General features: G+C 68.0%; 1 protein-coding gene. It reads left to right on the plus strand.

What is annotated here, in order from left to right; translation table 11 throughout:
* Window positions 1-102: 102 nt before the first annotated feature.
* A complete protein-coding gene (locus AC1D29_RS16095) occupies window positions 103-24,390 on the plus strand; it encodes an Ig-like domain-containing protein (RefSeq protein WP_477899130.1) in 24,288 nt (8,095 codons plus the stop codon).
* Window positions 24,391-24,445 lie beyond the last annotated feature (55 nt).

Consider the following 24,445-nt stretch of genomic DNA (forward strand, 5'->3'; position numbering starts at 1 on the left):
TGGACCGTCCAGAACGTCGGCGTCGGCGCCGGCCGCTCGGTCGGCTGGACCGATCGCATCGTCTACAGCACCAACGCCATCCTGGGCGACGGCGACGACATCGTGCTGGGCAACGTCGCCCACGACGGCGCGCTGGCCGCGGGCGCCAGCTACACCGGTCATCTGGACTACAGCTTCGGCCCGGCCTTCAGCCGCCACGGCACGATCTTCGTAAAGTCGGACGCCACCGGCGCCGTCTGGGAGAACGGCGGCGAGACCAACAACACCAACGACGCCGGCCACACGACCGACGTGATGCCCATCCCGTACGCGGACATGCGCGTCGAGTCGGTCAGCACGCCCAGCACCGCCTACAGCGGCCGCGACCTGACCGTGCAGTGGACCGTCGCCAACCGCGGCATCGGCATCACCAACACGACGAGCTGGAACGACCAGGTCTGGCTGAGCCGCAACGCCGACGGCAGCGGCCAGCGCTACGACCTCGGCAATGCCGGCCACCTCGGCCAGATGGCCGTGGGCGCGACCTACAACCGCAGCATCAACGTGCGGCTGCCCGATGGCATCTCCGGCGACTGGTTCCTTAACGTGGCCACCAGCGGCCCCTACGAGTTCATCTACGGTGACAACAACGTGGGCCACTCGCTGGCCGTGCCCGTCACGTTGAGCGACTCGCCCGACCTCATTGTCGAAAGCCTGGACGCGCCCGCGACGGCGCAGGAAGGCGCCCTCGTCGACATCAGCTGGACCGTGCTCAACCAAGGCCTGGCGCGCGCCGCCGGCCAGTGGCAGGACACCGTGCTGCTGCTGGCGCCCAACGGCTCCACCGTCGTGCTCGGCAACTTCACCTACGACCGTGGCGTGGACGCCGGCCTGCGCTACAGCCGCACCGAGCAGGTCCGCCTGCCGAGCAAGATCGAGGGCGGCTACCGCCTGCGCGTGGTCACCAACAGCCTGCTGGGCACCGGCGGCAGCCCGCAGGTCTACGAGTTCGGCGACGCCCGCACCAACAACACGACGACCGACACCGACGCCATCACCGTCAGCCTGAACGACCGCCCTGACCTGCGCGTCACCAAGATCGAGGCACCCACCAACGTCACCGCCGGCACCACCGCCGGCTTCAGGTTCACCGTCGCCAACCTGGGCCCCGAGGCCACGTCCGGCCAATGGCAGGACTACGTCTACCTGTCGCTGGACGGCATTGTCAGCGCCGACGACGTGCTGCTGGCCCGCGTGGACAGCGGCGCCGCGCTCAGCCCCGGCGGCGAGCCCTACACGACCATCGTCAACGGTGTGGACATCCCCATCCGCTACCGCGGCGATGTCTATCTCATCGTCGTGGCCGACGGCGCCAACCGCGTCGACGAGTACCCCAACGAGGCCAACAACGCCCGCGCCGAGCGCTTCCACATCAACCCGGTGCCCTTCGCCGATCTGGTCACCAGCGACGTCGTCGCGCCCGACCAAGTCGTGCACGGCGCCACCGTCGAGGTGCGCTACAAGGTCACGAACAAGGGCTCGGCCACCACGCGCGGCGATGCCGCGACGACCAACAGCTGGACCGACACGGTCTGGCTGACGGTCGACAAGACCCGGCCCAATCCTTCCAAGGGCGACATCCGCATCGGCCAGGTCACGCACACCGGCAACCTCGCGATCGGCGAGGACTACCTTGGCCAGCTGGACGTGCAGATCCCCGACGGCGTCAGGACCGGCAACTACTACCTGACCGTCTGGAGCGACACCTACGACGCGATCCTGGAGGACACCCTCTCCAGCAACATCAACCCCGACGACCCGACCCAGGTCGACAACAACAATTACAAGGCCCGCCCCATCAGCGTGCTGGGCATCACGCCGCCTGATCTGGTCGTCAGCAGCGTCATCGCGCCGACCAGCGCCCAGGCCGCCGGCAGCTACAGCTTCAGCTACACCGTCAAGAACCGCGGCGACGCCTTCGACGGCGCCTGGACCGACAAGGTCTGGCTGATGGACAACCCCGATCCCACGCAGGCCAAGGTCTACTGGCTCATCGCCGAGTTGAAGCAGCAGCGCAGCATCGGCAACAACGAGACCTACAGCGTCAACCAGACGGTCAACCTCAGCCCGTCGGTCAGCGGTGGCTATCTCGTCGTGCAGACGGACGCCGGCTACAGCTACCTGGGCCGCAACGACGTCGCCGAAGTGGCCGAGGACAACAACGTCAACCGCGCGCCGTCCAACGTGACGAACGCGCCGGCCGACCTGCGCGTCACCAACGTCACGACGCTGCCCACCAACTATTCCGGCGAGGAGACCACGGTCACCTGGACGGTGCAGAACTTCGGCGCCGCCGTGTGGACCGGCACGCGCGGCTGGCTGGACAACATCTGGGTCAGCCCGGACCCGACCTTCATCCCGTCACGTGCCACGCAGATCGGCTCGGTCGTGCACAGCAACACGACGACGCTGGGCGCCGGCGAGAGCTACACCGCCAGCGCCGTCGTCAAGCTGCCGCCGGGCACCGACGGCAAGTACTACGTCTACGTGATGACGGACGCCAAGCACTACACCGACTCGCTGGCGCCGGACTTTGCCCATGGCGAGAGCGCCGACCCGCGCTACCAGTCGCAGGACGAGATCACCGCACCGCCCACGCCGCACAGCGACTACAACGTCTACACGCGCGACAGCCTCTACGCGACGTCGGTGTTCGAGGGCGCCAAGCGCGACAACAACCTGGGCCAGGGCGCGCTGGACATCATCTACCGCGAGCCCGATCTGCAGATCGACTCGATCACCGTCAGCAACCCCAACCCGAGTTCGGGCGACACGATCACGGCGACCTGGACCGTCACCAACCGCGGCACCCGCGACACCCGCGTGGCGGGCTGGATGGACGGCGTCTACCTGTCGCGCGACGCGACGCTGGACCCGAGCGACTACCCGCTGGTGGACCGTGGCAGCGAGATCGAGGTGCTGCTGCGCGCGCGCCAGATCTACCTGACCGATGCCGTGGGCAAGCCGCGTTACCTGAAGCCCGGCGAGAGCTACACGCAGACGGCAACGTTCGCGATCCCGACGTCGATCAGCGGCAACTTCCAGCTCATCGTCAAGGCCGACACCGGCGTCTTCAAGGACTTCTACGCCGAGGTGCCCAGCACCGTGCGCGTCGGCCTGCCCGTGCTGCGCGAAAGCGGCAGCAACGGCGTGCTGGAGTTCAAGGACGAGGCCAACAACACCGACAAGATCGCGCTGCCGATATCGCTGGCCACGCCGCCCGACCTGCAGGTCACCAGCGTCACGGCGCCCGACGCCGTCATCGCCGGCCAGAACTTCACGGTCGCCTACAAGGTCGAGAACCTCGGCGGCAAGACACCGGTCGACCAGGGCAACTGGTACGACATGGTCTACCTGTCCAAGGACCGCTTCCTGGACCTGAACAAGGACCGCTACCTGGGCTATGTGCAGCATGGCGGCGGCCTGGCCGCCGGCGGCAGCTACACGGGCTCCTTGACCTACACCGCGCCGCGCGATCTGGAAGGGCCTTACTACGTCTTCGTGGTGACCGACCCGGCCCGCATCTGGGGCAGCGGCGACACCGGCCAGGTGCTGGAGTTCGGCAAGGACGACAACAACAACGCCGCGGCCATCCAGCCGATGCGCATCGAGACGCCGCCACCGGCCGACCTCGTCGTCACCAACGTCGTCGTGCCGAGCAGCGCCAAGGTCGGAGATGAAGTCGAGATCACGTTCACCGTCCAGAACACGTCCATCAACCCGGCCTACGGCCGCTGGACGGATGCGCTGTACCTGTCCGCCGACAACGCCTGGGACCTCAACGACATCCAGCTGGGCAAGGTCGCCCATGTCGGCGACGTGGGCGCCAACGGCACCTACACCGCCACGCTGAAGGCCAAGCTGCCGGCGCTCAAGGACGGCGGCTGGCGCGTCATCGTGCGCCCGGACCTCTACAACGAGGTCTTCGAAGGCAAGATCACCTACACCGACACGGGCCTGAACCTGCCGCCCGGCGAGGCCAACAACCGCACCGCTTCCGGCGCCACGCTGCGCGTCGACGTGCCCGTGCTGACCGTCGGCCAGGCACTGGCCACGACGCTGTCGACCGACCAGACGCCGGTCTACAAGGTCAGCGTCGCCGCCGGCGAAACGCTGCGCGTGCTGCTCGACTCCACGGCTGCCACCGGCGCCAACGAGGTCTACGTGCGCTGGAACGACGTGCCCACCGGCAGCGCCTTCGACGTCGCCTACAGCAACCCCGTCTCCCCCGACCAGACGCTGCTGGTGCCCACCACCAAGGCCGGCGACTACTACATCCTGGTGCGTTCGCGACAGGGCGGCGCGGCCACGCCGGTCACGCTGCGCGCGGACCTGCTGCCGCTGTCCATCACCAAGGTCACGCCGGACCAGGGCGGCGTCGGCGACGACGACCACCGCTGGGTCACCATGGACATTGAGGGGGCCCGCTTCGCGGCGGGCGCGCTGGTCAAGCTGGCCCGCCCGGGAGAGTTCGAGATCGAACCCGAGCGCTGGCAAGTGCTGGACGCGACCCACATCCGCGCCGTCTTCGACCTGCGCCACGTGCCCATGGGGCTGTTCGACGTCATCGTCACCAACCCCGACGGCTCGCGCGTCGTCGAGCCCTACCGCTACCTGGTCGAACGCATGATCGAGGTCGACGCCGCCATCGGCGTCGGCGGCCCGCGCAACATCAACCCGGGCGACTCCGCCGTCTACAGCGTCAGCCTGCAGAGCCTGACCAACGTCGACACGCCCTATGTGCGCTTCGACGTCGGCGCGACCGACATGGGCAACAGCAAATACGTGCTGGAAGGCCTGGAGCTGCCGTTCGTCGTGTTCGGTTCCAACGTGGGCGGCCAGCCCGATGGCGCGATTGCGGCCGGCAACGGCAACAACCAGGCCTATGGCACGACGCCCACCACCGGCGTGCGCGCCGACGTGCCCTGGGCCGCCCTGGATGGCATGGACAACACCAAGGGCTGGAACCTGGCCCCCGGCTATGCCTTCGACCTGGCGGCCAACGGCTTCGCCGGCGCCACCTTCAAGGTGCAGACCTACCCGGGCCTGGCCGAGTGGATCAACTACGACTTCGAAGGCCTGCGCGACAAGCTCTACGCGATCCGCCCGGACTGGAAGGCCGCCGGCATCCTGGATGAAGGCGTCACCGGCCTGGACAAGATCTCCAAGGGTCTGACCAAGAAGTTCCTGTCCAAGGACCCCGAGGAGCACATCACCAAGGAAGAGGCGCTCGCGATGCCCTTCCGCTTCGACACGCTGGCCAGCGTGACGACGCTGACGCGCGCCGAGTTCATCGCCGACCAGACCGCGCACGCCAAGGCGCTGCGCACGGCCATCCTGGCCGACGCCACCGCGCCCAGCACGCTGGCCGTGCTGGCGGCCGACGAGGCGCAATGGGTCAAGGGCTGGCTGGGCGCGCTGGAAACCGCCGGCCTGCTTCGCCCCGAAGGCACGGCCCCGGCCATCCGCAGCGACGAGCTGGTGCTGAGCCTGAACGCCACGCTGGCCACCGGCATCCTGATGTCCAAGGCCGGCGAGAGCTACCGCACGCAGGCCGACTTGCTGGGCTTCTTTGCCAAGGTGCAGCAGTGGTACGGCGACACCGCCAAGTACGCCGGTGACCGCAATGCCGCGCATGCGCCGGTGGACTACGAGGAAGTGCGCCAGACCGACGACGGCACCGTCGTCGAGGTGCCCGTGCCCGTCGCGCCCAACCCGGCCGACTACGACCAGCACGCCGGTCAGTCCACGCACTTCATCAGCTTCGACGTCTTCGCCGGCAACCGCGCCGAGCTGGAGTACCTGCGCCACATCGGCGTGCTGGACGCCGAGTTCCGCCCCGTCGGCCCGCAGGCGCTGAACCTGACCAATTACCTGCAGCAGGCCGCGCAAGCGCAGGCCAATGCCGGCGCCACCATCAGCGTGCGCGGCCCGCAGGCGCTGCCGGCGGCCAATGGCTCGACCTATGTGCCGACCGACTACGCGCTGCCCTACACGCTGACGTTCAACAACGCGACGAATGCGCCGGTGGGAGAAATCCGTCTGGTGACGGCCATCGACGCCGACCTCGACGCGCGCAGCCTGCGCCTGGGTGACTTGAAGATCGGCGACATCAACATCCACGTGCCCGCCGGCCAGGCCGTCTTCCAGGGCGACTTCGACTTCACCGGCGCCGCTGGCAAGGGCTATGTGCTGCGCGTCAGCGCCGGCATCGACGCCGAGTCGCGCGTCGCGACCTGGCTGCTGCAGGCCATCGACCCCGACACCGGCGAAGTGCTGCACGACCCGTCGCGCGGCCTGCTGCCGCCGGACGCCAACGGCAAGGCCACGGGCGGCTTCGTGTCGTACACCATCCGCGCCAGCGACGTGGCACAGAGCGGCGCCAACATCAGCGCATCGGCGCGCGTGTTCTTCGACGCCACGCCGCCGATCGTCAGCGCCTCCATCAGCCACACGCTGGACGCCGAAGCACCGGTGACGACGTTGACCGTGACCAGCAACGGCAACAACGCAGGTGGCCAGCCCACCTTCAAGCTGAACTGGAAGGCCGCCGACGACGCGGCCGGCGTCAAGCACGTGACCGTCTACGTCGCCGAAGACGGTGGCGACTTCAAGATCTGGCAGAAGCAGGTGGCCGGGGCCGAGAGCACGGCCATCTTCACCGGCCAGGCCGGCAAGCACTACGAGTTCCTGGCCGTCGCGACCGACAACGCCGGCAACCGCGAGGCGGCCAGCGTCTCCAACGCCGTGCTGCCCGACGACGGCAGCCGCAGCGAAGCCCAGCAAGGCCTGGGCGTCACCGAGTCGCTGGACACCAGCGCCGAACTGCCAGCTGCCGCGCCCGACCGAAACTACACGGCCAGCGACCTGTTCGCCCAGGCCGCGCAGAAGCTGCCCGGCTTCGTCATCACACCGGCCCTCGGCGGCCTGGGTGCCGACCTGCAATCGGTGCTCGCGCCGCTGCAGCTGCGTGGCTTCGCCAGCGGCTTTGCCGCCAGCCAGGGCGACATCGGCGCGCTCGCCATGGTCGAACTGGCCGATGGCTCGGTGCTCGCCAGCGCCGGCGCGGAGCGCAACCAGGTCTTCCGTTTCGGCAAGGACGGCGGCCGCTCGGTGCAGCCGCTGTTCACGACGACGACCGCCATCATGGACATGGCTGTCGATGCCGTCGGCAACCTCTGGGTCATGACCGGCGCCGAGCTGATGATGATCGACAGCAGCAGCGGCGCCGTCATCAGCCGCACCCGCGCACCGGCCGGCGAGCCGCTGACGCACGCGCTGGCCATCCAGCCCGGCACCGGCCTCATCTATGTGGCCAGCGGCAATGGCGTGGAGATCTTCGACCCGAAGGCCGAGGCCGCACGCGCCTGGACCCACTTCAGCAACACCCGCGTCGGCGACCTGGCCTTCGGCCCGGACAACCGCCTGTGGGCCGTGCGCTGGACCGGCAGTGACGTGAAGGGCGCGCTGCCAGAAGCGACGACCGACATCATCAGCTTCCCGATGAGCGGCGCCACCAAGGGCCGTGCCGAGCTGGAGTACCGCCTTGCCGGCCTGGTCGACAGCATCACCTTCGGCAAGACCGGCACCGGCCTCGCGGGCCTGCTGCTGGCCAGCAGCAACACGGCGCAGCGCCCCGTTGTGGCCGACGGCAGCAGCATGGTCGCGCACAGCAGCGCCGTCTGGGCCATCGAGCTGAAGAGCCGCCGCGCCCTGAAGCTGGCCGAAGGCGGCACGCGCGGCGAGAGCATCGTCGCGACCGCCGACGGCCGCATCCTCGTCGCCGAGACCAACCGCATCGACGAACTGGCGCCCATCAAGGCACCCAAGGTCGTGTCCGCCAGCATTGGCGACGGTGCGCTGGTGCCACTGCCGCTGACGCAGCTGGCGATCAGCTTCGACCAGGCCATGTGGACCGGTGCCGATGGCGCCGACACCACCAGTGCGTCCTCGGTGCTGAACCCGAAGAACTACAGTCTCATCGCCACCGGCGCCAACAGCACGCTGATCCTGACGCCCGAAAGCGTGCGCTGGAATGCGGCGAGCAAGAGCGCCATCTTGACGCTGCCCAACCTGCCGGCCGGCGGCTGGCGCGTCGAGATCGTCAACACGGTGCGCAGCGCCCAGCAGGTCACGCTGGGCGAGGCCTGGGGTCTGGTCTTCACCGCCGTCACCGACATCTCCAACATCGTGCGGCTGGAGTTCGCCGACACGCGCGCCGACCGCCTGACCGGCGCGATCAGCTACGACGTCAACATCACCAACATCGGCGTGGACGACCTCAAGGGTCCGCTGATGCTGCTGCTGGATCCGGGCCGCTATTTCGGCGACAGCATCCTGGGCGCCGCCCAGGGTGATGGCGCCCAGTCCGAGCTGTGGGTGCTGGACCTGACGGCCGCGCTGCAAGGCCATCCGCTGAAGACCGGCGAGACGCTGTCCAACCGCACGGTCACCGTGCGCCCGGCGTCCAGCTTCGGCACCACGCCGGGTTCGGGCCAGATCGTCAAGGTCAACCTCGGCCACGGCGTCTACGCGCTGCCCTACGACAACACGCCGCCGGTGCTGGGCCAGCTCAAGGCCGACGGCAGCCTGGACCTGACCACCGTCGCACTGCCGGCTGCCACGGCCGGCGCGGCCTGGACCGCCAACCTCGGTGCCGTCGACAGCGACGGCCGCCTGTTCTTTTGGGAGCTGGTCAGCGCGCCCGCGGGCATGACCATCACGCAGGACGCGCTGGTGGAAAGCAGCGCCAGCGGCTACGGCAACCACGCCACGCTGCACTGGACGCCGAAGGCCACCGACCGCACGGACAACCAGATCCTGATGCGCGTCATCGACAGCCGCGGCGGCGTCGCGCTGCGCCGCTTCACGCTGGACGTGGCGGGTGCCAATCATGTGCCGGTCATCGACGCGGTCCAGAACCTGGTGCTGGAGGAGGGCGACAGCCTGCAGTTGCCGCTGCTGGCCAGCGACGCCGACGGCGACACCGTCACGGTGCTGGTGCGCAACCTGCCGGCCGGCGCGTTCTTCGACGCCGTCACCGGCCTCCTGAGCTGGACGCCGGGCTACGACCAGGCCGGTGTCTACAAGGACATCACCGTCGTCGCCAGCGATGGCAAGCACGAGGTGCAGCGCCGCTTCAACCTGACCGTCAACCAGGGCTGGCCGACGCCTGTCTTCCCGACGCTGGAGACGCAAGTGCTGCGCGAGGGCGACCGCTTCGGCCTGCAACTGCCCGGTGCCGTGCCGGGCGGCCTGCAGCAGGCCGATGGCAGCAGCGTCCAGCTGAAGTGGAGCGCCGACTGGCTGCCTGCTGGCGCCACGCTGGACGCCGACACCGGCTGGTTCGCCTGGACGCCGGGCTATGCCCAAGCCGGCCTGCTGACGCTGCCGGTCACGCTGATCGCCACCTTCACGATGCCCGATGGCAAGACCGCCGTCACCGCCGTGAAGCGCGAGCTCAAGTTCGACGTGAAGAACGCCAACGGCGCGCCGGTCTTCGACGCGGTGCAGACCTGGGGCGTGCTGGAAGGCCAGCCGCTGCGCATCAGCGTGTTCGCCTTCGACCCGGACAACCCGGGCTTCGAGCCCAAGATCCGCCTGACCCCCGGCGGCCAGGCCAGCGGCCCCGTGGGCACGGCCAGCAGCGTCGACTACGAAGTCACCGGCCTGCCGCCGGGTGCCACGTTCGACCGCGACACGCTGGAGCTGATCTGGACCCCGGGCTACGCCCAGGCCGGCACCTACTACGTGACCGTCAAGGCCACCGACGACGGCAACGGCACCGGCACCAAGCTGACCAGCCAGATCACGCTGCCCATCGTCGTCAGCAACGCCAACCGCGCGCCCGAGATCAAGGACGTGACCAACGCCTTCGTCGACCGCGGCGCCGTGTTGGAGATCCCGCTGGAGGCGACCGACGCCGACGGCAACCCGCTGACGCTGACCGTGCAAGGCCTGCCGAGCTTCGCCACCTACACGCAGACGCTGAACAGCGCCGGCAAGCTGACCGGCGTCATCCGCTTCGCGCCGGGCGCCAACCACCGCGGCGACTACACGCTCACCATCGTCGCGCAGGACAACGGCGACGGCGACGTGAACCAGGTGGCGGCCACGGCCAAGAGCATCGTCGTCAGTGTCAAGAGCCCCAGCGAGGCGCCCGTCATCACGCTGCCGACCCAGGTCGTCGCCGTGGCCGGCACCGAGCTGCGCGTGCCCATCCTCGTTGCCGACCTCGACCAGGACGTGCTGACCTACGTTGCCACCAACCTGCCCGCCGGTGCGCGCATCGAGACCGACCCGCGCTACGGCCATGCCACGCTGGTCTGGACGCCGGCCGCGGGCCTGAGCGGCAACTTCGACATCAGCCTAGCCGTCACCGACGCCGGCCTGCCGCCGGCCGACTCGGGCTACGTCATCGACCCGCAGCACCCGCCGGTGCCCAACACCTCGGTGAAGGACATCCGCATCGTCGTGCGCGCCAGCAATGCCGCGCCGACGCTGTTCGCCATCGCCGCGACCGGCGGTGCCGTGCAGGGCGACCCGCTGACTGGCACGCGCACGGTCGTCAAGGTCAACGAAGGCACGCCGCTGACGGTGGACCTGTCCGGCCTGGACAGCGACCTCGACCTGCTGAACTGGACCGTCGAGGGCCTGCCCACCGGCATGCAGCTGACGCCAGCCCAAGGCAGCGGCGGCCAGACCCGCCTGCAGCTGCGCTGGACGCCCGGCCTCTTCGCCGCGCAAAGCGACAACCAGAACGGCGTGGCCCCGAGCCACTACCTGCTGAAGCTGACCGCCGGCGACGGCAGCGCCAGCTTCACACGCGAGCTGGAGATCGTCGTCGCCAACGTCAACCAAGCGCCGGTGCTGCTGCCCATGCCGCTGCAGTTGGTGCCTGAAGGCCAGACGCTTGGCTTCAGCCTGCGCACCACCGACGGCGACAACGACGCCACGCAGCTGGCGCTGATCTACGACGCCGACACGCCCAGCGGCGTGTTCTTCGACGCCGCCACCGGCTACTTCGAATGGACGCCGGGCGCCGACATCGTCAACAATGCGAACGCCGATTCGCGCGCCTTCACGTTCAACTTCAGCGCCACCGACGGCCAGGCCACGGTCACACGCACGGTGCAGGTGCGCGTGTTCGACACCAACCAGGCCCCCGAGATCGCCACCGCCAGCCACGCGCTGCTGGTGGGTCAGAGCTTCAGCCTGCCGGTCGTCAAGGGCGCGACGGCCCCGGTCGGCGCGCTGCGCGTGTCCGACGCCGACGGCGCGACCCAGACGGCCGCCCTGGCCGTCAGCTTCATCGGCCTGCCCGAGGGTGCGGCCTATGACGCGGCCAGCGGCCGCCTGAACTGGACGCCCGGCCCCGGCCAGGTGGGTGACTTCACCGTGCTGGCCACCGTCAGCGACGGCCGCAACTCAACGACCAACAGCTTCGTGCTGCGTGTCGTCGCCGAAGCCGACGCCAACGCGCCCAAGCTGTTGGTCAACCTGACGCCCAGCACGCCCGTGCTGCCCGGCCAGGTCGTGCTCGCCACAGTGCGCGCCGACGCCTTCAGCCCCATCGCCAGCATCGCCGTGCAGGCGCGCGGCGCCGGCATCGGCCGTGGTTCGACCGACAGCGACTGGGTGGCTGTCACGCTCGACGGCCTCGGCCGCGTGCGCATCACCCCCAGCGCGCCAGGCCTCATCGAGCTGCGCGTGACGGCCGTGGACGCCGACGGTTTCTCGGCCACGACGACGCAGACCGTGCGCGTGCGCGACCCGCTGGACACGACCGCGCCCACGCTCGTCTTCAGCGGCGCGCTGGACACCGGCAGCCGTGCCCCCGCCGTCATCTCGGCCACGACGCCGCTGACCGCCCGCATCGCCGACCTGCAGCTGATGGGTTATGCGCTCGAAGCCGCACCCTCCAATGGCGATCGGGTGGATGAGTCCGCCTGGCGCACGCTGGCCCAGGCCGGCTACGCAGCCGCCGGCGTCAACGGCGACCTCACGCTGGCCACGCTGGATCCGTCCCGCTGGGCCAACGGCGTCTACCAATTGCGCCTGCGCGGCTGGGACCTCGCCGGCCGCACCACCGAGATCACGACCCGCATCCTGGTCGATTCAACGAACAAGCAGCTCATCCAGGCCCAGGCCACGGACGCGGTCTTCCGCCTCGGCAACCACGACCTGGCGCTGACGCGCAGCCTCGACGTCAACGGCACCGGCGACTTCGGCAATTGGACGTTGCCGCTGCTGGACACCCGCCTCAGCCACGACCAGGCCGGCCGTGACGCGCTCGGTGCGTCCGCCGCCTGGCTGCTGGGCGCGCGCGTCTGGCTGCAAGTCCCTGCCAGCCTGTCCGCGGCCAACGCGGCGACGCAGTACCTCAGCTTCACGCTGGACACGCAGGCCACGCCGCTGTCCAGCGACCCGACCTCGCCGCTGGTGCAGCGTCCCGTCTTCAGCGGCAGCACGGCGGGCTGGACGCTGGCCGTCGTCAACGACGACCCCAGCATGCCCGTCGCCCTGCTGCCGCAGGGCCAGCGCCTCATCGACCGCGTCACCGGCCTGCCCTGGCAGCCCACCGGCTACGAGCTGACCGGCCCCGACGGCACGCGCTACCGCCTGGATGCGCGCGGCCAGGTGCGCAACGTCAGCTTCGCCGACGGCCAGCAGTGGCTGGTGTCTGACGCCGGCGTCGCGCTGGTCGGCAGCGCCGACCCCAACGCCCGCCTCGTCTTCGAGCGCGACAGCCAGGGCCGCATCGAGCGCGTCGTCGGCCGCCAGACGGCCACGGCCGACGCGGCCATCGTCTACCGCTACGACAGCACCGGCCGCCTGGCGTTGGCACGCAGCCTGTACGGTCAGGGCAACCTGAACCTCAACATCGGCTACCACGCCGATGGCTCGGTCATCACCGACGCCATCACCGCGCAATTCGGCACCGCGGCCGGTTGGCTCGCGGGCGTCGCCACGCCCACCAACAGCTGGAGCGGCACGCTGGACGCCGCCACGCCCGCACGTTTCAGCTTCGTCGTGCGCGACAGCGAGCTCACCAGCACCGTCAAGACGCCCGGCGCCAAGGGCGCCATCGTCTACGCCGTCGAAACCACGGCCGGCACCAGCCTGTCCATCGAAGGCGCGACTGTGCTCGGCCAGATCAGCAACGGCGGCAAGACCGTCACGCTGGTCCGCGTGACCGAGGCCGGCTTGAAGCTGCTGACGTTGACGGGCAGCGGCGCCGCCAGCCTCAAGGTCAGCATCGCCGGTGACCTGAACCGCGACGGCCGCATCGACGGCACGGACTCCGCCGCCTTCGCCGCGGCGGGCGTGGACCTGAACGGCGACGGCGTCGGCAACGACACCGACCGCCAGGTGCTGTACGCCAACTACGGCTGGCGCGCGAACCGCGCACCGGTCAGCGTGGTCGCCGACACGCCGGTGCTGGCTCACACGGACCTCGACAAATGGCTGGCGCTCAACAACGTGGCGCTGGATCGCGAGGGCGACAGCGTCTACTGGCGTGTCGTCGGTGCCGTTCACGGCAGCGCGAGCCTCAGCGCGGATGGCCAGACCCTGCTCTTCAAGCCTGAGGCCGGCTATGCCGGCGCCGCGGCGATCACGGTCGAGGCCGACGACGGCTACATGTCCAGCGGCCCCATCGTGCTGCAGTTCAACGTCAGCTCGGCGGCGCTGCTGGCCATCAACGTCCAGGACATGGGCCCCCTGCGTTCCGGCGAAAGCCGCGTGCTCCAGGCCTTCGGCGACTTCGCCGACGAAAAGGGCGTGGCGCTGACGGGGAACTACCTGCAGTGGTCCATCGAGAACTGGCAGGACGGTGCCGGCGCGGTCGTCGCCACGGCAACCGAGACCCTGCTGGCCGGGCGCCGGGCGGGCTGGGGCTATCTCACGGCCAAGCGCGGCAACTTGCAGGGCGTGAGGAGTTTCGAAATCGACGGGCCGAGCCGCGACACGCTGGCACTGGCCTTGGGCGGCTTGGACGTGTACCCCGGTTCGGTGTCGCTGGTTGCGCCCAAGGCCGACGGTTCGGGTTCGGGCCAGCGCCAGATCAAGCTGACAGAGGTGGTTCGCGCTGTCAGCGTGGCCGATTCCCTCTACACCAGCTATCACGTCGCCGATGGCAGCATCGTCGAGGTCACGCGTGAGGGCCTGATCCGCGCCAAGGCGGTCGGCACGACGAAGGTCTACGCGATCCACAAATCCGGCCAAGTCGAACTCACGGTTCATGTCGCTGCGCCCAGCGTTCTGAGCGAGTCGGCACCGTCCATTCAGGTTGACGCCAGCGGGGCACTGCTGCAAACCGCGGGCGGGCTGCAAGTGGCCATCGCGGCAGGGTCTTTCCAGGCGCCGCGTCAGGTCACGCTGACCGATCTCGATCTGAACAACCTGCCGCTGGCGGCACCGAGCTTTGACGGCTTCCAGGTGCTATCGGGTTTCCGTCTGGACATGGGCGCCGAGAAGAGCAACTTCACGCTGCAGCTCTCCACGGCGGCCTTGGGGCTGGACCCGAAGGAGTACGAGGTGCTGATCCTGCGCCGGGGCACGATCACGCTGGAGGACGGCACGGTCAAGGACACCTGGTGGGTCGTGGACAACGGCCATATCGGCGCAGATGGCCAGGCCCGCACCGCGAGCCCGCCTTACCCTGGCGTGACCAGCTCGGGCGACTACCTGGTTTCCGCGCGGCGCACCAGCAAGGACCCGAAAACCGGCGCATCGAGCACGCGCTTCGTTTCGCTGGACGCCAACTACCAGTACATCTACTTCAACGCCATCAACACGGCCATGATGGTCGCCGCTAGCGGCAACCTGGTGGCTTCGGGCACCGCCATCGCCCTCATGGGGATGCTGCCGACCGCGGTGTTCGGCGTTCACACCTTCACGACGACGGCGCAGTACTTCCAGACCGGCACTGCCACGGTGACGGGCGAGAACCTGGAGATCAGCGTCACGCCCCTCAAGCCGATTGCAGTCGGCGACCCCACTCTGACCGGCATCACGCAGGTGGACGCCACCACCTTCAGGCTCACGGGTGACAACTTCAAGCTCGAGTCGGGCCAGACGCGCCTGCGGGTCTGGATCAAGCCCGTGGGCAGCGGCCTTGAAGAGCGCAACTCGACGCCGGATCGTGGCCTGCTCTGGGACACGCTGGAGGTCAGCGCCGTCAGCAAGACCTCCGCCACCGTCAAGGTGCCGGCGGGCGTGGCACTGGGCCTGCACGAGATCAAGGTCGAACGCGTCATGGATGCGGTCAACCCCGACGGCACGGCCGGTCCAGGCTACGGCTTCCTCTCCGGCAACCCCAGCTACCCCATCGAGCTCAAGCCCCAGAAGGAGCTGGGCGTGGTGCTGGATCGCCAGCACGTCCAGTTCACCGACGGTACGCGCAACAGCGGCAATGGCGGCGATGAAGTCCTGCGTGTGCTGGAAGACGTGGTCGACCTGCCCGGTTATCTGACCGGACTGAAGACCGACGCCATGATCTACGGCACGGACGACCGCGTCGTCTACGTCGCCGGGGCGGGCAAGATCTACATGATCGACATGCTCAGCCGCAAGCTCGTCTACACCCTGGACGTGCCTGGCCCCCGCAGCAACATCACGTCTCTGGCAGTGGTGGGCGACTGGATGTACGTCGCCGAAGGCAACCAGTACGGCAGTGCCGGCGCTGCCCGGCTGCTGCGCATCAACATCAACAGCAAGGATCCGAAGTTCCTGCGCGAGATCCAGCAGCTCAACCTGCCCGCCAGCGTGACTCCGGGCTCCGCCGGTTTCGTGGATCTCGCGGTCAGCGCGGGCCGCTACCTGGCCGTCACCGCGCCGGCATCACGCTTCGCCCGCATCGGCTTCGGGGTCCAGGACAAGGGGGACGTGTTCGTCATCGACCTCAAGGCCGTGGAAGCCGCCTGGGAGAAGCAGGTCAAGGACAGTCAAGGCGCGGACCGCACGCTGCGCGTCAGCGATGCCGACGTGAAGGTCCTGGACTTCAACACCTCCGGCAAGCCGCGCACGGGCCAGGTGCCTTACTACGTCAGCGCCGGCAAGGAGCCGGGCCAGTTCGTGATGAGCACCATCGGTGCCTACAACCAGGGCTTTGCGGGCGCCACCGTCAGCCGCGATGCGACCACCGGTGCCTGGAGCGACGCCAAGGTCCTGGCCCCCTGGCTGCGCCCCGACCAGCCGCAGTGGTGGTGGGGCACCAAGTTCCGCCAGAACATCCAGCATGCGGCTGGCGTCGCCGTCTCGGCGGACGGCCGCTATGCCTTCGTGGCGGACTACGAATTGATCTTTGACGAGCCGGGCTTCATGGACGGCGCCCTTGTTTCCAAACAGGTCGGCGGCAAGATCGGCATCATCAAGGACCCGTTCACGAACCCCGTGTACCTGGGGGCGACCACGCCCATCGAGGGCGCCAGCCTGGACAACCTTTCGCTGTCCCCCGACGGCAGCACGCTGCTGGTGACGGCGATGGTCGAGGAGTACGGCGGCCCCGGTGACGGCTACTACAGCCGCGTCCTCTCCACCGTCTTCCAGTACAACGCCACCGGCCTCATCGCCGCAGCCGAGGCGGGCGACGGCAACAAGCAAAAACCCATCGGCCTGGGCAACGATGCCCTGCTGCCCAAGCGCTACGACAGCCTGCCCAAGTCCTGGGCCGTGTCCACCTTGGCCTCCAGCGGCGACCTGGTGCTGATCAGCCCCAAGGTCGACGCCAATGCGCGCCCGATCTTCGAGCTCAAGTCCAGCCAGAATATCGTCGAGCTGAACATCTACCTCAGCAGCTTCGGGCCGGGCGAAGGGCTCTTCCCCAACGACTCTCCCAAGTTGCCGGACTGGCATGGCGGCGACCTGTCCGCCGAGGGCCCCGAGCACGACGAGCGAATCCTCACGCTTCTTGATGTCGGCGACGGCGTCGTCTATCGCGCGGGTCAGCCCATCACGATCCGGGACTTCATCGACGACGCTGACCTGGCCAAGTTCAAGCTCACCGCCGGCCAGCGCTACTGGTGGGCGGCCGAAGCCAAGTTGGCAGACGGCACGATCCTGACCGCGTCCCAGCCCTTCACGGTCAAGAAGGCCTATCAGGACGCCAACTTCGGCGGCTCATCCGTCACCATCCTCACTCACGGCTATCAGCCCCCCTTGGTCTCGGGCTCGGATGGTCTGAGTTCGTCCATTCCCAATGCCGTGTTTGGCAAGACAAAGGCTGAGACCACGGGCGCCGCCGAACTCGCCCGAACCATCGCGAAAGACCAGGAAGGCTTTGCATTCAAGTACGACCGGTTCAGCGGCCAATGGGTTGGCCTGGACGGCGAAACAGGGACCAGCCTGACAGAGGCCCTGAGCATGGGCAAACCCGTCGCCCTCGTCCCGGATTGGGTGCTCGAGTCGGGCTGGAGTGACTCCGGCTTCGCGGAAGCCGCCGCGGATGCGGTGTACGCGTCGCTGCTCACGGCTGATCGCGCTGCGGGCGGCAAGTTGCTGTCGGGCAATCTGCATCTCATCGGTCACAGCCGCGGCACCGTCTTCAATTCGGAACTGGCGCAGCGCATCGTCTGGGGCGTCGAAAAGTACAAACTGGCTGCCCCGGCCGATCTGCAGATGACGACGCTGGATCCGCATGATTTCAACCAGCCCTCGCTGACCCAGAGTTCGACGGTTTCCAACCTGATGGTCAGCCTGGATCGCGGCGACCCGACCAAGCTGGCGACCAACTTCCTCGGGGCGGTGGCGCTGGGCGGCGTGGATGCGTTGCTGGAAAAGCTGGGCTTGGGCGGCCTGCTGGCCAAGATCGGCGGGTCCGGCGACATGCTGGACGACTTCATGAAAATTGCCCGCGATACCCTGGTCGGGGCATTGGGAGAAACCGTCGACCAGATCGTGGACTTTGCTGAGATATTCCAGCTAGACGCAGAAAAACTGGGCCTCAAGAATATTGATTTCGCGGAATTCTACGATCCCGATGTCATGGCCTGGAAGGGTATCAACTATGCCGACAATTACTATCAGATTGTCGCCAAGGAAAAAGCAGACCCCGGCACCACGGTCACGCCCAATGGTCGATCACTGACAGGCGCGCAGGACGATTATCGGGATGCCGGTTTCGACTTTGAAATCGACCTCACCGGTCTCAAGGGCTTCACGGAGGACGATTTCCTGCCTTTGATCGGCTCCAAGGCGCAGACCCATTCCCGTCCGCACGCCTGGTATGCCGGTACCTTGTCTTCAACGTTGAGCTACTTCAGCCCGTCGATGACCAAGGGCGAGAACAAATTCCCGGATCGCGATTGGATCGTGCGACGTCGTGCAGACAGCGCTTTTGAGAAGGTAGCTGGCCTCGGCCATCGTCCTGCAACCTATGGCGACAATCAGTCGGCCTGGTATATCCAGCGCCTGAGCGAGCTTTTCGGGCGCCACGTTGACGGGGAGGAAATCAACGAACTTGCAGACGAAGCTGCGGCAGAGGACGAACCGAGCAATACCTGGGAGGGCGTCGGCGCCGGCTTCTACTTCTCGAAACTCGGCGGAGGTGCCAGTGACCGCCTCGTGCTGGGCGAAGCTCAGCGGGTGGAGGCTTCCGTCGACAACACGGAGTTCGGCAAATCGGTGCTGGCAGTTCCGACGGTTTTCAACGGCGACTTCCAGGCCAGTGTCCACCCCTACTTCGGCCGCTTCATCACCAGTTATCAATTGCCCGGCTGGGGCCTGCACAACGGCGCGAGCCTGACCGGCAGCGATGCGGTGCAGGCGCGTCAGCTGGAGTTCCTCGGCTTCAAGCCTGATTGGGAATCTTTGGTGGAAGCCAAAGACCTTCAGGACTTCAAGGATACCTTCGCAAAATACGAGTCTGTTTTTGGGACTCAGTTCGGCATGCGCCATCTTGAAGAGGCTGCCTGGGTATCCAATGTTGCCGACTATCTGCGCGACAAATTGATTGAGGTGCTCGTCAAATTCGCGATCAAGCGTTTCCCGCCTGCCGGCATCGTCTTGAGCATCCCGGGAGCGACAGAAGCTGTCGAGGTGTATCTTCAAAAGGCTTTCGACGCGGTGATCTCCAAGTTTGTGCTCGGCTACAAGCAACAGATCGGCGATTTCGGCTTGAACCTTCAAAAGGTCGCGGAGTGGGGCTTCCGTCTTGACGCGGGGGTTCCCACGCTTACGCACAACCGCACCGTGGTGCCGCAATCGGTGCAACAGGTCAGCTTCAGCCTCAGCAGTGGCGCGGTGCAGCCCGGCAGCGACAGTGACCCGGTGCTGTTGGTGAAGCTCCTGGTGGACGACCCGGCGACGGGCCAGTCGACCGAATACGTCCTGCCGCAGCAAATTCGCATCCGGGATCTGCCCACGGATTCGCCCACGACGATGAAGATCATCGGCATCCCGGCAGGGATTCTGGCGTCGGCCGCCGAGTCGGTTCGCCTCCAGTTCGAACTGGTCAACTACCGCCGCGGCACCTCCGAGAAGATTCCGCTGGTCACGGGCGACCGTGTCGTCATCGACAACATCCGGTTTGGCAGCACGCTGACCCTGCGCGACTCCAGTGGTGGCGAAGAAGACCAGATGATCTTCATGCGCGACAACCCCGCCAGCTTGCCCAGTACCGCCCCCGAGGGTCTGGCGTGGACGCCGGCCGGCCTGTTCTTCCGCGCCAACGAGCATCGCGTGGATCTCAAGAACGACAGCGACGGCGATGTGAGATTCAGCGCCTATGCGCTTCCGAATGAGTTCCTGGGCTTCGGGCTTGGCGCCAGCGCAACGCCGGCAGACACGCCGAGCGGCGAGCGCCTGCTGCTGTCGAACCAGGCCCTGGCCAAGGGCGGGACGGCTGCCATGACGGTGACCGCCCAGCTGACGGAAGCCGCCCGCAAGCGCTTTGCCAACTTGTACGACGCCGTCCTGCTGTCGGGCACGGTGCGCTTCGACGCCGAGCAGCAAACCGCCAGCGGCTATGTGGCGGCGGGGTCCACCAGCGTCCAGTCGGTCTACTTCAGCGAACTCGGTGACCTCAATGCCGTCGATGGCGTGCTGAACGCACCCGCCGTTCAAGCGGGCCAGTGGCGCAACATCAGCATCTACAACCCCAACGAGTTTGAGGTGGTTGTCGAGGGTGACGCGCGATGGACGGCCAAGCAGGTGGGGGCCAGCACGATGCTGACTCTGCTCACCACCCCGCAGGATCGCGGCGTGATCCGCGCCAATATCGTGTTCAAGCTCGCCGGTCAGGTCTACGGACGCGCCGCTGTTCAGTGCGAGGTCAAGGCGACCCAGCAACTCAGCGTCGATCTCAACGCGCTTCAAAACCAGATCGCGCAGGCGATGACGATCGCGCATGCGGACGCGGCGACGAGTGCCGGCTTCAGTGGCAATCAACTGGCGATCTACAACCTGCTCTCGGGGGGCGACGTCAAGCTCGCCCTGCCCGCCGACCTGAGTGCCGCTGACCTGGCGCAGATCGCTGAGGGCCTCAAGTCGGGCTTGGGCGGCGGCGATGGCAGCGGCTTGTTCGACCAGTTCAAGACGCCCGGCTTCATCGACATCCGCTACGGCAGCGCCGCCAGCATGGACGACAAGACCGCAGCCCGCACCACGGCCGTGGGCTTCGTTTCCGAGCTGTTGGGCAATGGCACCGAAGCCGGTCGCGCGGGCGTGGACCTGCCCAGCCATCAGATGAATCTGCTGCTGACCAAGGCCGATGGCAGCGTGCGCGACGACGTTGGCAGCCGCGCCAAGCAGTACCTGCTCAGCCGCCTGCTCAACCAGGATCAGGCTGGCACGGCGTACGGCGCAGTGGCGCAGGTGTCCGTGCCAGCGGCGCTCCGTCAGGCGGTCGCATGGGCTGGCACCATCGCCGACCGCAGCACACGCATGGTCACCATCGGCCGCTACTTCGGCTGGTTGATCGGCCATGAGTTCGCGCACAACCTGGGCCTGCCCGACGAGTACAAAGTTGATGGCCTGGGCAATCGCATTTCGCTCACGTCGACGGGCAGCTTCATGGGCGTGCCCGGCAGCCAGGCGCGCAGTGCGGAACAGAACCAGGCCTTGCTGCTGGCTCTGCACAGCGGAGACGGGCGACTGGACGCCGCGAGCGTGGACAAGTTGATTCGCTACTTGCGCGACCTGTCGGCTGGCAAGGAGTTCTCGGGTGCACCGCCGGTGGCCGACGCCGACTCGGCGGGCGCAACCTTCGCGCTCCAGGTCAACGACTCGTCCGCATCCTCCGCCGCGGTCCATCCGACGACGACGGCGCCCAGCTTCGCCTCGGGCCTGCCCGTCCACGCCGCGCTGCGTGGCGGCGATCTGCTGGATGCCACCGGCTGGAGCACTCGCGGCAACGTCGTCATCCAGGATGGCAAGGCCGTACTGGGCGAGTCCGCCACGCGCCAGGCCCAGTTGTCGCAGGCCTTCACGGTCGGCGCGAACGACAAGCTGCTCAGCTTCACGATCGAGTCGCCGCACTTGCTCGCGAACGCGGCCGGCCCGTTCGACGCATTCGAAGTCGCGCTGCTCGATGCCACGACCGGCTTGCCCATCGCCGGCAAGGTCGCGCTGAACGGCTCCGACGCGCTGCTCAACCTGCAGACCAACGGCCGCGAGCGCCTTGCCAGCACGGTGCGCAAGCAGCTCAACGCCGACGGCAGCGCGACCTACCTCGTCGCGTTGGCCCCGGAGCTTGCGGGCAAATCGGTATTGCTGAGTTTTGACTTGCTTGGCTTTGCCGCACAGACCAGCACGATGACCGTGCTCGACGTGGCGCTCATCGGCGACCCGCAGGCCGTCGGCGACGCCGTTGCGCTGGACGAGGATGGCTCAATCGCCATCGACGTGCTCGCCAATGACCTCGTCTTCGGCACCACCGTCGTCACGATAGAGCAGGTTGACGGCCCGGCGCACGGCACGCTGACGCTGCTGGCCAACGGACAGTTCAGCTACCAGCCGGCCGCCAACTTCAACGGCACCGACAGCTTCAGCTACCGTTTCGTCATTGACGGCAAGCCCAGCAACACGGCCACCGTGTCGCTGACGGTCCGTCCTGTCAACGACGCGCCGACGCTGACCAGCCGCAGCCTGACGGCCCAGGCCGGTCAGACGATCGCCATCAACCCACTCGCCACTGCGTTCGACATCGATGGCGATACGCTGACTGCGGCCGTCGTCAACGGCCCGGCCCATGGCGTGCTCAGCGTGCTGGCCGATGGCAGCTTCAGCTACAAGGCGGCCAGTGGCTTTGCCGGGCCCGACAGCTTCAGCTACAAGGTCAGCGACGGCCAGGCAGACTCCAGCATCGTCACGGTCAGCATCACCGTCAGCAACGACGGTACGCCCAACCAGGCGCCGACAGCCGCGAACGGCCAGGCCAGCGGCACGGAAGACCAGCCGCTGCCGCTGAGCTGGACCAGCTTCGCCGTCGTCGATCCCGACAACCGACCCGATCTGCTGCAGGTGGAGATCACCGCCCTGCCCGCCGATGGCGAGCTGCAACGCCAGCAGGCCGACGGCAGCTGGGCGGCGGTCGCCGTGCGCGAGCGCTTCAGCCAGGCTGACCTGGCCGCGCGCGGCCTGCGCTTCGTGCCTGCGGCCAACGCCACGGGCGGTGCCGGCTACTTCGGCTCGGGTGAAGGCAACCAGCGCGAGCACTACGCCCGCATCGGCTTCAAGGCCTTCGACGGCGAGCTCTACAGCCCCGCCGCCCGCCTCGTCATCGACATCGCCGCCGTGGCCGACACGCCGACCCTGGCCGTCACCGCGGGCAACACCGTCACCGGCCTGGAAGACGTGGCCTTGGCCCTGCACACCATCGTTGCCGGCCTCGTCGACAACGACGGCTCGGAGACGCTGGTGCTGACGCTGACCGGTCTGCCGGACGGCTTCACGCTGTCCGACGGCACGCGCAGCTTTGTGCCCTCCGCCACACAGCGCGTTGTCAACCTTGGCGGCTGGCAACTGGATGCGCTGAGGCTGACCGCTCCACGCGACTTCAACGGCACAGTGGTCCTGCAACTGCAGGCCACGGCCATCGAAGGCGCCACCGGGGAGTACGCGACGACAAGCCAGCTGCTGACGGCGCARTTCGTTGCCGTGGCSGATGCGCCGACGTTGGTGCTGAGCCCGCGCGACGTCGCCGTCAGCCGCGAGCTGGTGGGGACGGGCTGGGAGAGCACGGCCAACCCCAACACCTCGGTCAGCGTCGTCGCCGGCCCGGCGTTGGAAGGCTGGACCGTGCAGAGCCCGACCACGGGCAAGACCGCCGCCTTTGAAATCTGGTCCGCGGGCGACCGCATGGCCAACGTGGGCGGCAACCTGGTCATCGTCCAGCCCATGGCCGGCAACGGCAACCAGTGGCTGGCGTTGCGCAATGGCCGCGCCAGCGCGACCTACCAGACCTTGGGCGTGGAGCGCAGCATTGCCACCATTGCCGGTGCGACCTACACGCTCAGCCTGGATTACGCTGGCGCTCTCGGCTTCCTGGTCGCCAACACCCAGATCGGCATCTATGTCGACGGCGTCAAGGTCGGCAGCCACGCGGGCACCAGCCCGACCACGGCTTTGAACTGGCAGGCGCTGAGCTTCAGCTTTGCCGGCAACGGCGCCAGCCGCAAGATCGCCATCGTGCTGGAGGGCGGCGACAGCATCGCCAGCGGCACCACCGTGCCACAGCGCAGCGCCATGATCGACGACATCCGCATCGTCGAGACGCTGCCGGTGGGCGCGGGCCTGGTGTATGGCCTGGTCGACACCGCCATCGCCTTGCCCCGGGTGGATGCCGCGCTGACCGACCGCTTCGGCAGCGAGCGGCTTGGCCTGAGCCTGCTGGGCCTGCCCGCCGGTGCCCTGCTGAGCGACGGCGTGCACAGCGCCAGCGGTGGCAGCGCCATCGATCTGACCGGCTGGGATCTCGCCCATCTGAGCCTCAGGGCGCCGACTGGTTTCACCGGGGAGCTCARCCTCAGCATCGTCGCGGCCAGCGTGGAGACCAGCAACGGTGCCAGCGCCARCGTGAGCCAGACCGTCACGGTGCGCGTGTTGCCGGGTGCACCGGTCGCCACGCCGGCGGGGGTGAACCCCTTCGTCGTGACCACCTCAGCGGCCCCGACGACCCAGATGCAGGCTGGCAGCCAGACGGTGACGCCGCCCTCGGCCGCTGCCTTCGAACTGCTGGTCAACGCCCGTGGACAGCTGGAGGCCGGAGCCACGGCGGCGCCGCCTCCCAAGACCGCGGCCGAGATCGCCCAGGACGAGGCCGACCGAGCCCGCGCCCTCAGCGATGCCTGGCTGAAGGACCTGGAAGAGCGCGCCAAGGTCCAGTGGCAGCAACTGGTGGGCGGCAAATGATGAGGATGAGCCCCTCCTCGCTCTGGCGCACCGGCCACTCCCGTCCCATGCTCCG

It is taken from the genome of Roseateles sp. P1_C6 (assembly GCF_056406315.1).